Annotated in this window: 15 protein-coding genes; 8 read left to right on the top strand and 7 right to left on the bottom strand. The window is 65.7% G+C overall.

Annotation, left to right across the window (positions count from 1 at the left end; genetic code table 11):
* Nucleotides 1-126: 126 nt before the first annotated feature.
* Nucleotides 127-1,980 carry a CHASE domain-containing protein gene (locus tag GTP90_RS16015; RefSeq protein WP_161084486.1) on the bottom strand — a complete coding sequence of 618 codons (1,854 nt, stop codon included), beginning with the start codon at nucleotides 1,978-1,980 and terminating at the stop codon, nucleotides 127-129.
* A 186-nt stretch (nucleotides 1,981-2,166) separates the two neighbouring features.
* Nucleotides 2,167-3,933, bottom strand: a complete 1,767-nt coding sequence (locus GTP90_RS16010; RefSeq protein ID WP_161084485.1) for a glutamine--tRNA ligase/YqeY domain fusion protein — start codon at nucleotides 3,931-3,933, stop codon at nucleotides 2,167-2,169.
* Nucleotides 3,934-4,100: 167 nt separating this feature from the next.
* Here GTP90_RS16010 and GTP90_RS16005 point away from each other — a divergent pair, with 167 nt between their 5' ends.
* From GTP90_RS16005 to GTP90_RS15990, 4 genes are read left to right on the top strand one after another with little or no spacing between them, the layout of a single operon-like run.
* Complete coding sequence (locus tag GTP90_RS16005; protein WP_117015446.1) at nucleotides 4,101-4,394, top strand: DnaJ domain-containing protein; 294 nt, start codon at nucleotides 4,101-4,103, stop codon at nucleotides 4,392-4,394.
* 32 nt (nucleotides 4,395-4,426) lie between these two features.
* A complete protein-coding gene (locus GTP90_RS16000) occupies nucleotides 4,427-4,930 on the top strand; it encodes a hypothetical protein (protein WP_161084484.1) in 504 nt (167 codons plus the stop codon).
* 2 nt (nucleotides 4,931-4,932) lie between these two features.
* Entirely contained in the window at nucleotides 4,933-5,709 is a 777-nt protein-coding gene (locus GTP90_RS15995; RefSeq protein WP_008445963.1) for a hypothetical protein, read from the top strand.
* A gap of 14 nt (nucleotides 5,710-5,723) precedes the next feature.
* On the top strand, nucleotides 5,724-6,596 hold the full coding sequence (locus GTP90_RS15990; protein WP_161084483.1) for a hypothetical protein: 873 nt from the start codon (nucleotides 5,724-5,726) through the stop codon (nucleotides 6,594-6,596).
* Nucleotides 6,597-6,600: 4 nt separating this feature from the next.
* Here GTP90_RS15990 and GTP90_RS15985 read toward each other — a convergent pair whose 3' ends face one another.
* Complete coding sequence (locus GTP90_RS15985) at nucleotides 6,601-7,497, bottom strand: LysR family transcriptional regulator (RefSeq protein ID WP_161084482.1); 897 nt, start codon at nucleotides 7,495-7,497, stop codon at nucleotides 6,601-6,603.
* 99 nt (nucleotides 7,498-7,596) lie between these two features.
* On the opposite strand from GTP90_RS15985, the gene GTP90_RS15980 reads away from it, so the two are divergent.
* Nucleotides 7,597-8,847, top strand: a complete 1,251-nt coding sequence (locus GTP90_RS15980; protein WP_161084481.1) for an MFS transporter — start codon at nucleotides 7,597-7,599, stop codon at nucleotides 8,845-8,847.
* On the opposite strand, the gene GTP90_RS15975 is transcribed toward GTP90_RS15980, so the two are convergent.
* Entirely contained in the window at nucleotides 8,848-9,516 is a 669-nt protein-coding gene (locus tag GTP90_RS15975) for a hypothetical protein (RefSeq protein ID WP_161084480.1), read from the bottom strand.
* A 119-nt stretch (nucleotides 9,517-9,635) separates the two neighbouring features.
* Between GTP90_RS15975 and GTP90_RS15970 the strand changes: the two genes are divergently transcribed.
* Nucleotides 9,636-10,394, top strand: coding sequence for a DUF1223 domain-containing protein (locus GTP90_RS15970; protein ID WP_371875063.1), 759 nt, complete (start codon nucleotides 9,636-9,638; stop codon nucleotides 10,392-10,394).
* Nucleotides 10,395-10,523: 129 nt separating this feature from the next.
* A complete protein-coding gene (locus tag GTP90_RS15965; RefSeq protein ID WP_161084479.1) occupies nucleotides 10,524-10,856 on the top strand; it encodes a hypothetical protein in 333 nt (110 codons plus the stop codon).
* A gap of 41 nt (nucleotides 10,857-10,897) precedes the next feature.
* Here GTP90_RS15965 and GTP90_RS15960 read toward each other — a convergent pair whose 3' ends face one another.
* From GTP90_RS15960 to GTP90_RS15950, 3 genes are read right to left on the bottom strand one after another with little or no spacing between them, the layout of a single operon-like run.
* Nucleotides 10,898-11,695: a hypothetical protein gene (locus GTP90_RS15960; RefSeq protein ID WP_161084478.1), complete on the bottom strand. Its 798-nt coding sequence runs from the start codon at nucleotides 11,693-11,695 to the stop codon at nucleotides 10,898-10,900.
* Nucleotides 11,695-12,924 carry a CaiB/BaiF CoA transferase family protein gene (locus GTP90_RS15955; RefSeq protein WP_161084477.1) on the bottom strand — a complete coding sequence of 410 codons (1,230 nt, stop codon included), beginning with the start codon at nucleotides 12,922-12,924 and terminating at the stop codon, nucleotides 11,695-11,697. The genes GTP90_RS15960 and GTP90_RS15955 overlap by 1 nt, the downstream gene beginning before the upstream one ends.
* Nucleotides 12,925-12,960: 36 nt before the next feature.
* The gene (locus GTP90_RS15950; RefSeq protein WP_217431982.1) at nucleotides 12,961-13,704 is read right to left on the bottom strand and encodes a M48 family metallopeptidase; all 744 of its coding nucleotides are present in this window, start codon (nucleotides 13,702-13,704) and stop codon (nucleotides 12,961-12,963) included.
* A 94-nt stretch (nucleotides 13,705-13,798) separates the two neighbouring features.
* Between GTP90_RS15950 and ugpQ the strand changes: the two genes are divergently transcribed.
* On the top strand, nucleotides 13,799-14,551 hold the full coding sequence (gene ugpQ, locus GTP90_RS15945) for a glycerophosphodiester phosphodiesterase (protein ID WP_161084475.1): 753 nt from the start codon (nucleotides 13,799-13,801) through the stop codon (nucleotides 14,549-14,551).
* The last annotated feature ends 58 nt before the right edge of the window (nucleotides 14,552-14,609 follow it).

Raw genomic sequence — 14,609 nt, 5'->3', positions numbered from 1 at the left:
TTGCGATGATGAAGCGGGTTGAAAAATCGAACAAGTTTGATTTTTATCCGGCGCGCAAGCTGTCCCTTTGATTTTTATCAAGCTTTTGTCGGGAAAGTCCTAAGGCACTGGGAAAGCGCTGACATTTCATGCGGCGGTGGCGGTGGCGGTGGCGGTGTCGGCGTGGCGGGTGCCGGCCTGGAGGCCGTCGTCGACGGGCGGGATGTACTCGACCGGCACCGAGATCAGCACCGTGGTGCCGGCATTGTGGCCGCCGGTGATGGCGCAATGGCCGCCGAGCAGGCTGATGCGCTCCTCGATGCCGACCAGGCCGAAGGAGCCCACCTTGTTGCGGCTGCTCTCGCGCAGGCCGACGCCGTTGTCGCTGATGGTCATGCTGAGCATGCCGCCGGCCTGGCGCAGCTCCACCCGCACCAGGCTGGCGCGCGCGTGCTGGACGATATTGCTCAGCGATTCCTGCAGCACGCGGAAGAAGGCGGTGGCGCAGCGGTCGTCAATGCGGATGTCGCTCTGGTGCTCGATCAGTTCGCAGACCATGCCGGTACGCTGGCGGAACTGCGCGATCTGCCACTCCACCGCCGCGTTCAAGCCCAGGTCCAGCACGGTCGGCCGCAGGTCGTTGATGATGTGGCGCACGCTCTTGATGGTGCTGTCGATCTGCTTGAGCGTGCTGAGCGCGCGCGCGTGCAGGCGCGGGTGGTTCTGCCGGGTGCGCGAGGCCAGCAGGTCGGCCTCGATCCGCAGCACCAGCAGGTTCTGGCCCAGGTCGTCGTGGATTTCGCGCGCGATGCGCTTGCGCTCCTGCTCCTTGATCTGGTCGGCGTGGGCCGCCAGCTGGCGCAGCTTGTGGTGCGACTGTTGCAGCTTGGCCTGGCTGTCGCGCAATTCCTTGGTCATGGCCTTGGCCATCTTGATGGCGCGCAGGCGCGATGACGACAGCGTGTGGAACAGCAGGTAGAACAGCAGCGAGCCGACGAAGCCGCACGCCATCGACAGCCACGGCAGGAAGGCGTCGAAGCGGCTGTACCACAGCGACTTGGGCGCGCTGAAATGGGCCGACCACTGGCGGCCGTTGAAGTCCAGCGGCAGCACGATGGTGAAGTGCTCGCCGGCGCGCGGCGAACGCCTGGCGCCGTCGCGGTTGTCGTACAGCAGCGTTTGCGGGGCGTTGCTGCCGTCGGCGTTCTTGCCCTCGTCGTACAGCATCAGGTGGACGTCGCGCACCTGCATCTGGTCCATGGCCGCGCGCACCAGCCGCGGCACGCTGAAGCCTATGCCCACCGAGCCGATGTAGGCGGCGCGCCGCTGCGCCACGTCGTTTAGCGGCATGTCCTTGCGGTACAGCGGCAGGCGCATCGCCAGCGCCCAGCCCTGGGCGTCGCGGGTGTTTTCGATCGGCATGCCGGAGGTGATCAGCTTGCCGGTGTCGCGCGCCACCGCGATTGCGCGCGCCGCCTGTTCCCTGGCGCTGATGTCGACCCCGAGCCGGTGGCGGAACGGCGCCACCGGCTCGATCATGGTCAGCACCGAGTATTCGGCGCGCTGGCCCGGGGGCTGGATGGCGAAGTTCGGGTAGCCGTCCGGCCGGCCGTCGCCGCTGCGGGCCGCCTCGCGCTCGAAGGCGGGCCGCTGGGCCGCTGTCACATATTGCGTGAAGTTGACGTTGTCGAGCGCGGGAAATTGCCGCTCCAGATCCAGGCCCTTGACGTAGCGGTGAAAGCTGGCGCGGGTGACGTGGTCGCTGGCGTCGAAGAAGCTGGCGGTGCCGCGCAGCACGTCGGTGTAGGCGTTGATGCGCGAGGTGATGTTGTACTGGGCGTTGCGCGCCTGCTGCGTGAAGCGCGCGGCGGCGTCATGTTCGATGGTCTTGTAGACCGGCACGTAGAATAGCGCGCCGATCCCGAGCGACAGCAGGACGCCGGCCCACCAGACGGGCTTGGTCGGCGAGAACAACTGTTTTTGCGCGAGTAACGCTGTCATATTGATTGCTTGACGCAACTCCTGGCACCGGGTGTAGGCCGAATATAGGAAATTTTTGCGATGCTAGTCAAGTAATTTTATAAATTTGCTATTTGTCCTGGACGTTCAGCCCGCTGCGCGTCCAAGCAAAAGGCCGGCGCCTCCGAGGGAGGGCGCCGGCCTGGTCACTTGTCGTAACTGTTGCGCTTACTTTGCGACCCAGCTGTCCTTCAAGGTGACGATGCGGTTGAACACCGGCTTGCCCGGCGTGGAGTCGACACGGTCGGCAACGAAGTAGCCGTGGCGCTCGAACTGGAAGCGCTGGTCCGGCTGGGCCGCGCTCATGCCCGGCTCCAGGTAGGCGGTGACGACTTCCTTGGCGTTCGGGTTCAGCAGCGCGAGGAAGTCCTTGCCGCCGGCGTCCGGGTTGGCGTCGGTGAACAGGCGGTCGTACAGGCGCACTTCGGCTTCCAGCGCGGTGGCGGCGGAAACCCAGTGGATGTTGCCCTTGACCTTGTAGTTGTCCGAGCCCGGCGTGCCCGATTTCGAATCCGGGAAGTAGTTGACGTGCACCGCCACCACTTTGCCGTTCTCGTCCTTGTCGTAGCCGGTGCACTCGGTCACGTAGCCGTGGCGCAGGCGCACGCGGCTGCCCGGCTTGTCGTCGATCGGCGGGTAGTAGCGGAAGTAACCCTTGCTCGGCACTTCCATGAAGTCCTCTTCCTCGATCCACAGCTCGCGCGTGATCGGGAAGGTGCGCACGCCCATTTCCGGGTGGTGCGGGTGGACCGGCGAGGTGCATTCCTCGGTCAGGCCTTCAGGGTAGTTGTCGATGATCAGCTTCAGCGGACGCAGCACGGCGGTGGCGCGCGGCGCCTTCGGGTCCAGGTCCTCGCGGATGCAGCCTTCGAGCGTGCTCATGTCGATCCAGCCGTCGGCCTTGGTCACGCCGATGCGTTCGCAGAACAGCTTGATCGCTTCGGGCGTGTAGCCGCGGCGGCGCAGGCCGACGATGGTCGGCATGCGCGGGTCGTCCCAGCCGTCGACGATGTGCTCTTCCACCAGCTGGCGCAGCTTGCGCTTGCTGGTGACCACGTAGGTCAGGTTCAGGCGCGAGAACTCGTACTGGCGCGGCACCGGCAGCTTGAAGAAGCCGCCTTCGGACAGCGTGGCCAGCAGCCAGTCGTAGAACGGGCGGTGGTCCTGGAACTCCAGCGTGCAGATCGAATGGGTGATGTTCTCCAGCGCGTCCGAGATCGGGTGCGTGTAGTCGTACATCGGGTAGATGCACCAGGCGTCGCCGGTGCGCACGTGGTGGGCGTGGCGGATGCGGTAGATGGCCGGGTCGCGCAGGTTCATGTTCGGCGAGGACATCGCGTCCTCGCTGGTCTTGGCGCGCAGGATGTGCTCGCCGTCGGCGTATTTGCCGGCCTTCATGTCGCGGAAGATCTGCAGCGATTCGGCGGCCGGACGGTCGCGGAACGGCGAGTTCTTGCCCGGCGTGTTGAAATTGCCGCGGTTGGCCGCCATATCATCGGCCGACTGGCTGTCGACGTAGGCGTAGCCTTTTTCGATCAGGTATTCGGCCATCGCGTACAGCTGGTCGAAGTAGTCCGACGCGTAGTGCAGGTGGTGCTCGACGGCGCCGTTGGCGGCCGGGTAGTCGTAGTCAAAGCCCAGCCATTTGACGCTGTCGATGATGGTGTCGACGTATTCCTGCTCTTCCTTGGCCGGGTTGGTGTCGTCGAAGCGCAGGTTGCAGCGGCCCTGGTAGTCGCGCGCCAGGCCGAAGTTCAGGCAGATCGATTTGGCGTGGCCGATGTGCAGGTAGCCGTTCGGCTCCGGCGGGAAGCGGGTGATCACGCTCGGCATGCCTTCGCGGACGTGGGTGCCGGCCGCCAGGTCGGATTCGACGATGGCGCGCAGGAAATTGGAGGTCAGGACGGGCGCTGGGCTGTTTTTGTCGTTGCTCATCTGAAAAGTTGGCTTTGCAAAAGTTCGAGTGAAGGGCATTTTACCGTATCCCCTCTATGACGGCGGCGGAAATGCTGCGTTGCGGCGGCCCGAGGCGGAATCGGGGCGTGCCGCACAGGTATAATTCGTCTTTAATTGTTTCGGCATCACGGCCCGGAGTTTCCAAAATGGAAAATTATTACAACACGCTGGGTATCGCGCCTAACGCCACCGACGACGAGATCAAGAAGGTGTACCGCTCGCTGGCGATGCGCTTCCACCCGGACCGCAACCAGGCGCCCGGCGCGGAGGCGCGCTTCAAGGCCATCACCAAGGCCTATGAAATCCTGTCCGATCCGGTCAAGCGCGAGGAATACAACCAGAGCGTGAACCACCGCATCATCATCGACCCGGAAGCGGAAGCGTACCAGTTGTGGCGTTCGGTGTTCAACCTGCATGGCACCGTGCTGCCACCGGCCTGAGCCGGTCACACATCAGAAAAAGAAAGCAAGCAATGTCTAGAAAAGTACACCCTGAGTTCGCCTATCAATCGCGCGAACTCGAAGGCCAGATCGAGGGCATCCTGGGCGACCCTCCCGACCGCAAGAACTACCAGCGCATGATCGATGCGCTGGTCTCCGAGTACGCCAGCGGCGGCGGCATCGAGGACGTCAACATGCTGGCCTTCGCGCTGGTCGACCACCTGGAGTTCAACAACCCGAAAGGCTTGCTGGCCGAGGCGGAAGACTACGAGTTCGGCGACGCCGGCCGCGTGTTCGCCATGGCCTCGTGCAAGGGCGAGGAGGCGGCGCGCATGTACGCGGCACTGCAGGAGAACCTGCCGGACCTGGCGCGCCAGGCCATCATCACCGCCTTCCTGTACAAGAATCCGCGCAAGTGGGACGACGACGACCAGTCGCTGGACCAGCTGTCGGCCAACGACGACGGCGACGATGTCGAGGACGAAGACCAGGCGACCGACGATTTCGCCCAGATGTTCGACCAGGATGGAGACTGACCATGACCGAGAAAAGTAATCTGCCGGCGTTGAGCAAGCAAGTGACCGAGCTGGTGCTTGCCGGCTCGCTGAGCCACGCCGAACAAGCCTTCGCCGAGGCGGCCGACCAGTTCGGCGACCTGGCGGTGGTCGAAGTGCTCAACAACATTCCGCCGCAGGTGACGGCGCTGCACATGGCCGGCTTCGACGGTGGCAAGATGTCGCTGGCGACGCTGCTGGTGCCGCCCAAGGCCTGGGCCGACAGCCTGGCCTTCTTCGCCGCGACCTGGCCGGACGACCTGATCGAGGACGATCCGGAGCGCATCGCCGAGTCGCTGTTCGCGCACATCCACGGCGTGGTGTTCTCGACCGACGACGAGGAGCGCCGCCACGAGCTGCTGGCGGCCGCCTCGGCCACCGACCACGGCTCGACCGCGTTCGCGATTTTGTTCTCGATGGCGCCGAAGGAAATCCTGGAAGTGGCCGGCGAGATCATCTCCAAGGGCCCGTACCTGACCGGCCAGACCTCGTCCGACAACGACGTGGTTCCGCTGGCGATCGCGCTGGCGCAGGCGTCGGAGGATGGCTGGGACCGCGCGCTGTTCGAGCTGTTCCCGGAGTTCCGCCACAGCGCCGACCTGGCCGACGCCGAGTTCAGCGACGACCCGGACGACGAGCCGACCTTCCTGCAGCGCTCGACCAAGGAACTGCTGTACCGCTTGCGCAAGCAGGTGCCGTCCACGCGCAGCGCCGCCAAGCCCGGCTCGCGCCGCAGCCTGGGCACCGGCATTTTCTCGTGATGGGTGCTTGATACATGCTGCCAGCAATTGTCGTAGAAAATTTACCGCGCCTGACCCGCGCCATCCAGCAACTGGCCACCCATCCCGACGATGACGCCGCCTACGCGCTGGCCGATGAACTGACCGGCATCACCGCGATGGTGGCCGAGAAGTTCACCAACGACCGCACCGCCGACGGCATCCAGAAAGCCATGCAGCTGACGGTGGGCGGCGTGTCGCTGGGGCTGGACCACGCGCTGATGCACGAGGGCGACCTCGCGGCGCTGGACTTCCTGGTCGAGCACGGCGCCGAGCACGCGTTCCAGATCGGCTTCCGGCTGATCAAGGAATTGTCGGCGCTGCCGGAGGATGCGCTGGTCGGCGAGTACGATACCGATCCGGTGTATGCGGCGCGCCGCCTGCGCGACCTGTTCATCGACTTGTGCCAGACCGATCCGAATGAAAACTGGAACGGCCTGGAGCGCTACGAGGTCATGCTCAAGCAGCGCAAGGACGTGCAGGCCGTGGTGCGCCTGGCCGGCTGGCTGCGCCGCCACAACAGCGAAGGCCCGGTCAGCGATACCGACCTCAACGCCGAGGGCGTGATCGCGCTGGCCGTGATCTTCGCCATCGAGGGCGGCGGCCGCGTGGTGGCGCGCACCGGGCAGAAGGAGTTCGAGCGCTTCGTCAAGGCGGTGCGCAAGGCCAAGCCGGACTATGAGGAAGGCTGGGCCGCGCTGGTGGCCAAGGTGCCGGCGCAACATCATCCGGTGCTGCTGGACCGGATCGCCAGCTACCGCAACAGCTGCACGGTGATCCAGAACATCAAGGGCCGCACGGCCATGAAGACGCTGTTCGCGGAGCTGGAGAACTACGCCGGCTCCGAGCTGGACGCGGACTACAACTAAGCGGCTACTGCGCGGCGGCGGCCTCGGTCGCCACCGCGAGGAAGGCCGCCACCAGCGGCGAGATCTCGTCCTTGCGCTGCGCCAGCAGCAGCGTGGTGGTGGCTTCCGGATCGGCCAGCGGGCGGTAGCAGACGCCGCCCATGCGCATGATGCTGAACGAGGCCGGCAGCACCGAGATGCCGCAGCCGGCCGCCACCAGGCCGATGATGGTCGATGCCTCGTTCGCCTCCATCGCGATGGTCGGCATGAAGCCCGCCGCCCGGCACAGCCGGAAAATCTGATGGTAGATCCCGGTGCCGGCCGTCTTCGGATACATCACAAACGGCAGTCCCCGCAGGTCGCCGATGGCGACCGCCTTCTTCTTCGCCAGCGGATGGGCAATCGGCAGCACCAGCGTCAGCGGGTCGTGCCGCAGCACCGTCATGCTCACCGCGTCGGTCACCGCCACTTCCGGCGGGCGCACCAGTCCCAGATCCAGTTCCCGGTTGGCGATGGCCTCGATCTGCGGCACCGTCGACAGTTCGCGCAAGGTCAGCGTCACGCCCGGATAGCGCTGGCGGTAGCGGTTGACCACGGTCGCGAACAGCGGCGTGAGCGGGGTCGAGAAGGTGAAACCCACGCGCAGTTCGCCGGCCTCGCCGCGCTCGGCCCGGCGCGCGGTCTGCACCGCCTGTTCGGACAGCGACAGCACGCGGCGGGCGTCGTCCAGGAACAGCTTGCCCGCCTCCGTCAGGCGCACCCAGCGCTTGCTGCGCTCCAGCAGCTGCGCGCCCACTTCAGCTTCCAGCATCTGGATCTGATGGCTCAGCGGCGGCTGCCCGATGTGCAGGCGTTCGGCCGCGCGCGTGAAACTGAGTTCCTCGGCGACGGCGACAAAGTAGCGCAGGTGGCGGAGTTCCATTATCTTTTTTAAGTATGAGTAACGGCTTAAATATATATTGGACAGTGATTCGGCGCAATCCTAAGATGAAGACATCGTACCTCCCAAGAGATAGTCACCATGTCGTTGAGCGCCGCCGCACTACCTGCCACTCCCGCGCCTTGCCGTAGCGTGCCGCATATCGCCGCCGGCAGCCCCGAATTCAAGCGCAGCAGCCGGGCGCTGTTCTTCGGCGGCTTCTCGGCGTTTGCCTTGTTGTACAGCGTGCAGCCGTTGATGCCGGTGCTGTCGCATGAGTTCGCGCTGAGCGCGGCGCAGAGCAGCATGGTGCTGTCGGTGTCGACCGGGGCGCTGGCGGTGTCGCTGGTGGCGTCGAGCGCGCTGTCGGAGCGCATGGGGCGCAAGCCGCTGATGGTGGCGGCGATGGTGATCTCGGCGCTGCTGACCATCCTGTGTGCCTTCGCGCACAGCTACTCGCAGCTGCTGGTGATGCGCGCCATGCTGGGCGTGGCGCTGGGCGGCATGCCGGCGATCGCCATGGCCTACCTGGGCGAGGAGATGGAGCCGACCTCGCTGGGCTTGTCGATGGGGCTGTACATCAGCGGCAGCGCGTTTGGCGGCATGTCGGGGCGGGTGATCGCGTCGGTGTTGAGCGACCACTTTTCGTGGCGGCTGGCGCTGGCGGCGGTGGGGGTGGCCGGGCTGCTGGCGGCGTGGGAGTTCTGGCGGTCCTTGCCGGCGTCGCGGCATTTCGTGCCGGTGTCCAGCGCGTGGCGCACCTTCCCGGCCGGCTTCAAATTGCATCTGTCCGATGCGGGCTTGCCCTGGCTGTTTTCGCTGTCCTTCCTGCTGATGGGGAGTTTCATCAGCCTGTACAACTACATCGCCTACCGCTTGCTGGCCGCGCCGTTCAACCTGAGCCAGAGCCTGGTGGGGGCGGTGTCCTTCATGTATTTGCTGGGGATTTATGGCTCGGTGTGGGCCGGGCGCCTGGCCGACCGCTACGGCCGCCGCCGCGTGCTGTGGGCGGTGATGACGATCATGATCGCGGGCTTGCTGCTGACCTTGTCCGATTGGATGCCGCTGCTGGTGCTGGGCATGGCGCTGTTCACCTACGGCTTCTTTGCCTCGCATTCGATCGCCAGCAGCTGGGTGGGGCGGCGCGCCAGCAGCAACAAGGCGCTGGCGTCGGCCTTGTACCTGTTCTTCTACTATCTCGGTTCCAGCGTGGTGGGCTCGGCCACCGGCGTCATGTGGGGACGCGGCGGCTGGCCAGGCGTGGTGCTGGTGCTGGGCTGCGCGCTGATGCTGGCGATGCTGGTGGCGCTGCGGCTGCGCAATCTGCCGCCGCTGGGGCAGGCCGAGCGTTAGTCAAGCCGGACAGTTGGTGTAGGACTTCTTGCCGTCCGGGCGGATGTTGATGCAGTAGGTGCCGATGCCGGTGACGATCTTGTAGGTGCGGGTCTTGTTCTCGCCGTCGGGCGTGCTCAGTTCGATGATCTTGGCGCCCTGGTACCACTTCGGCGGCACGGCCTCGTGGGCCGCGTTGATGCCGCGCTCGAGGCGGGCCTGCTTGCTGTCCGGCGGCGGCGCCGGTGCGCGTTCGGGGTAGGCGGCGCGCAATTCCTTGTCTATCTTTCTCACGTCCAGCCTGGCCTGGTTCAGGATGTCGCTGGCGCTTGGCGGACGCGGTGCGGTTGGCGCCGGGGCGAATGGATCGTCGGGCGGGCTGGCTGCCGGCACCGCTGGTACTGGCGGCGTTTCCGGCGGTGTCGCGGGCATGGCCGGGATGTCGGCTGGCTTGGGCGGCGTGATGGCTTTCGGCGCTGCCGCGTTGGGCTGCGGCGCCGGCCTGAGCGCCGGCTTGGGCAGGCTGATGATGCTTGGCTGCGTGATCGGCAGCAGCCATTGCATTGCCTGTCGCGGCGCATGTGGCGTGTCGGCTGGATGCTGGCGCTGCATGAAGGCGTAGATGATCGCTACGTGCAGCAGTCCTGTGATGAGCAATCCCGGCAGGTGGCGTGGTCGATGTTTGATCATGCCGGGAGAATAACTTGCAATCTGGATATTTGTTGGTTTTGTCACAAGTCCTTACAAAGGCTGTAAGTTTGCCGGCGGCGGCGCGACCAAGGTGCATCATTCATCGCCCTGGAGTCATCGTGAAGCATCTCATCCTGAGCCTGGCCGCCGCGGCTGCGCTGAACATTCCGCCGGCGTTGGCTGCGGGCTGCAGCGCGCAGAGTCCGGCCTATCGCATCGCCTTGCTGGAGCTGTACACCTCGGAGGGATGCAGCAGTTGTCCGCCGGCGGATCATTACGTCAGTGGCTTGCGCGCCGATGGCATCACGGCGCAGCAGGCGGTGGTGCTGTCCGAGCATGTCGACTACTGGAACTACATCGGCTGGAAGGATCCCTTTTCCAGCAAGACCTTCACCGACCGCCAGCGCTGGCTGAGCGACCTGGCCGGCTCGCGCACGATCTACACGCCGGAGATTTTTGTCGGCGGCAAGGAGCAGCGCGGCTGGCCGCGTGGCGTGGCCGATGCGGTCAAGCGCGCCAATGGCCTGGCGGCGCAGGCTGATATCGGCATCGCGCTGGATGCGGCTGGCGCTGGCGGGCTGGCGGTCAGCGTGACGGCCAGGTCGGCGCGTGAAGGCAGGTTGTTCGTCGCCTTGGTTGAGAGCGGCGTGGCGAGTCATGTGAAGGCGGGCGAGAACAGCGGGCGTCTGCTGCGCCATGACTTCGTGGTGCGCGAGTGGCTGGCGCCGGTGCCGCTGGTGTCGGGCGGCGCGGTGGTCAGCAGGACGCTGGCCTTGCCTGCCGGCGCGGCGGCAAGCAAGCTGGGCATCAGCGCCTTCGTGCAGACCGACAAGGGCGAGGTGTTGCAGGCGCTGGCGCTGCCCGTTTGCGGCGGCTAAATGTGACGGCGCGCTGATCTGCATCAGCGCGTCTTGGGTTTGCGTGCGCGCCGCTGAAACTGGCGGCGGCCTCCACGGTCGAATCTGCACTGGCACACCTGTGCCTGACCAACGGAGGAGGGCTACATCATGCTGCACGAGAACGATATCGAGCATCGGTTTCATTTATTGGAGCAAGCGATAGGGCAGGCTTCGCAAGCCTGTTCGGCCGAGCGCAATGTTCCCGGCGAACTGCGCGACAGCGTCCAGCGTCTGGACCGGCATTCGGACACGGCGAAGGAGGTGCTGCTGTCGCAGGACCAGCCGCGCATCCACAAGCTGATGCACGACATGGAGCGGCTGTCAGAGCGGGCTCGGCAGGTATGCATCAACGTCCCGCATCTGTCCGCACACATGCGCGGCGCGGTGAGCTATATGCATGGACAGCTCATGGAACTTAAACGGGATTTGCGTATCAGTTAGTAGATACAAGGAGGCAGGCCGCCGTCGTGGCGGCCTGAAGTTTAAAAGACTGAGTCCTTCGGTATCACATGCCTGAACGTCGGCTCGATGTTTTTGGCGTGCAGGTGGTGGATGATGTCTTCCAGCGTCGCGTCCTTCAACAGCAGGCCGGCCGGGCTGGCGTGTGGTGCGGGTGCTGCCGCTTTGTGCGGGCGTTCCTTGCCTTGCGGCGGATGCATGATGGCGATCGCTTGCGTGAATTGCTTGTCGCTGATGCTTTGCAGCCCTTCCAAAAACGCTGCTTGCGCGGTGTAGGGTGGCATCATCTCCAACCCAATCTCGTCGGCGAATGACGCGCCCATGCCCGGATTGATGAACGCGGCCCACGTATTGCTGGCCACATGCAGACAAGGCGGCAACTCGGCCGTGGTGCTGGTCAAGGTGTCCGGCCGCAGGCCGATCTCTTCGTTCGGAATATCGGGGAAGTAGCTCCTGCGCAGCAGGTGCAGGAAGTGCTGCGCCTGGTTCAGCGGCACCGGCGTCTCCAGCGACAGCCACAGCGAATAACCCGCGCCGCCGCTGATGCTGACCGCCGGCGCAGGCAGACCCAGCTGATCCTGCAGCGCGTTTGCCACGCCGCACAGACGGTCCCAGTGTTGCAGCGCCGGCGCGTCGCCCATGCGGTTGAAGTCGATGATCAGCGCGCGCACCAGGCCGTTGTCCGACACCAGGTTCATGGCGATGGTCTTTTCGCCGCTCAGGTGCTGCGTCAGGATGTCCGCCGTCAGCGCGCCGGCAGGGAAGCACTCCTGGTCGATGAGCAGGTACAGCCGTTTCAGTTCCGCGATCAGCTTGTCCATCACAGCACCCCCTGTGCGCGCAGCGCGGCGATGTCCTCGTCGCTTTGGCCCAGCAGGCCGCGCAGGATTTCGTCGGTGTGCTGGCCCAGCAGCGGCGGGGCCACCGCGTTGTCGGTCGGCGTCAGCGACATCTTCATCGGGCTGCGCACCAGCTTCGTGCTGCCGGCGGTCGGGTGCGGCACCTCCATCACCAGCTCGCGCGCCAGCACCTGCGGATTCTTGTAGACGTCGTCGAGGTTGTTGATCGGGCCGCACGGCACGCCCACCGCTTCCAGCTTCTCGATCCAGAAATCGCGCGGCTGCGCCAGCACCATGGCCGCCAGGATCGGCACCAGTTCGTCGCGGTGCTTCACGCGCAGCGGGTTGGTGGCGTAGCGCTCGTGCGTGGCGAGGTCGGCGCGGCCGCCCACTTCGACAAATTTCTGGTACTGGCCGTCGTTGCCGGTGGCGACGATGATGTAGCCGTCGGCGCACTGGAAGGTCTGGTACGGCACGATGTTCGGATGCGCGTTGCCCCAGCGCTTGGGCGGCTTGCCGCTGTTGAGGTAGTTGCTGCCCATGTTGGCCAGCATCGCCACCTGCACGTCCAGCAGCGCCATGTCGATGTACTGGCCTTCGCCGCTGCGGTCGCGGTGGGTCAGCGCGGCCAGGATGGCGATGGTGGCGTACATGCCGGTCATCAGGTCGGTCAGCGCCACGCCGGCTTTCTGCGGGCCGCCGCCGGGCAGGTCGTCGCGCTCGCCGGTGACGGACATCAGGCCGCCCATGCCCTGGATCAGGAAGTCGTAGCCGGCGCGGTGCGCGTACGGGCCGTCCTGGCCGAAGCCGGTCACCGAGCAGTAGACCAGGTCGGGCTTGATGGCCTTCAGCGATTCATAGTCGAGGCCGTAGCGCTTGAGCTGGCCCACCTTGAAGTTTTCCAGCACCACGTCGCAATGGCTGGCCAGCTCGCGGATCAGGGCCTGGCCGTCGGCGCTGGCGATGTCGATCGTGACCGAGCGCTTGCCGCGGTTGGCGGCCAGGTAGTAGGCCGCCTCGGTGGTGTCGTGGCCGGCGGCGTCCTTGGCGTACGGCGGGCCCCAGGCGCGGGTGTCGTCGCCGCTGCCGGGACGTTCGATCTTGATGACGTCGGCGCCGAGGTCGGCCAGATTCTGCGAGCACCACGGTCCCGCCAACACGCGGCTCAGGTCGAGGACGCGGATATGGCCTAGCGCTTTTGGAGCTGTCATGATGTGTATAACCTTTTGAGTAATCCGATCAGGCCGCTAGTGTAGTGGCTCGGTCGGCGCTTGCACATAATTTTTTTGCAAGGTGGCGGCCAGTTCGCGCGCGGCCTGCCAGCGCAATTGCGGTGATGGGTAGTCGGGCTTGCTGCGGCGGGGCGAGACGCTGCCCCTGAACATCTTCTTGAAGTAGCCCGCCAGTTGCGCCGCCGGCCAGCCGGCGCGCCACGCCAGCAACATGCCTTCGCGGTCAGCTTCGACTTCCTGCTCGTAGTTGGTGGGCGCCAGCTGGTCCATCAGGCCGCTGTCGTTGTCGACCGCGTGTTCCAGCTCCAGGAAGGGACGGCCGGCCCAGCGCGGGTCCAGCCGCAGCGCCTGCTGGTATTCCTTCAGGTTGTGACGCAGGGCGGCGTGTTCGATTTCGTGCGCCAGCAGCATGGCCAGTTCGGCGTCGTTCAGTTCCAGCCGCTGCACGTAGGCCAGGCTGACCAGGATTTTGCCGCCGGCCATGCAGTCGGCGTTCTGGTCGGGAGTGTTGGTGGTGTGGACTTCCCAGGCCCAGTCCGCCGTCTCCGGGTAGTCGCGCCGGGCGCGGGCGATCAGCGTGGCGGCGATGGCGTTGACGCGGGCGGTGAAGCGGGCGTCGCCGTCGAGCACGTGGTCGTTCAGGCGCGCGGCGTAGACTTCGGCGGCGCGGGCGATGACCATCTGCTGCGTCAGGGCGGCGGCGTCCTGCGCGGCGGCGGGGACGGGCGCGCAGGCCAACAGCACGAGCAACGCACGCAACAGCGCGCGGCCGGCCCGGCCCCGCCTATTTGACACGGTCCGCATTCGTGGTAGTGTTGACATCGTTTCCATAACAGCTTTCGAGGCATCCACCATGTGGCCCTACCCAAAAATCGTTGCACACCGCGGCGGCGGCACGCTGGCGCCGGAAAACACCATCGCCGGCCTGCGCGCCGGCCTGGCCTACGGCTTCCACGCGGTCGAGTTCGACGTCATGCTGTCGCGCGACGGCATCGGCATGGTGATGCACGATCCAGAGTTCGGCCGCACGGTGGCGGGGCAGGGCAGCGTGGCCGCGACCGACGCCATCGATTTGTCCGGCATGGACGCGGGCAGCTGGTTCGGGCCGCAATTCCGCGACGAGCCGGTGCCATTCTTCACCCAGTTCATCGATTATTGCAAGCAGCAGCGTATCTGGATGAACGTAGAAATCAAGCCGGCCGACGGTTTCGAGCGCGAAACCGGCAGCTGGGTTGCAAAAATCACACGCGAGAATTATGCAGCCGAGATCGCCGCCGGCGACCCGGCCGCCGTGCCCTTGCTGTCCTCGTTCAGCTTCGAGGCGCTGGCCGCCGCCCGCGACGCGGCGCCCGAGCTGCCGCGCGGCTATTTGCTGGACACCATTCCCGCCGACTGGCAGGCGCAGGCGCGCGAACTGGGCGCCGTGGCCATCCACACCAACCAGAAGCACCTGACGCGCGAGCTGGCGGCGCAGGTCAAGGCGGCCGGCTACGGGCTGTTTTGCTACACCGTCAACGATCCCGAGCGGGGCAGGGAGATCCTGTCCTGGGGCGTGGACGGGTTCTGCACCGACCGCATCGATTTGATCGGGCCCACTTTCGCCTGAGGCCCTGCGGGCCGCGTGGTCATATATAATCAACCCTTTGCATCTGCCAGCTACCACT

It is taken from the genome of Duganella vulcania, assembly GCF_009857655.1.
GTDB lineage: Bacteria > Pseudomonadota > Gammaproteobacteria > Burkholderiales > Burkholderiaceae_D > Rugamonas > Rugamonas vulcania.
The sequence above is the reverse complement of the archived record's forward strand: the minus strand, read 5'-3'. Positions and strand labels throughout refer to the sequence as shown.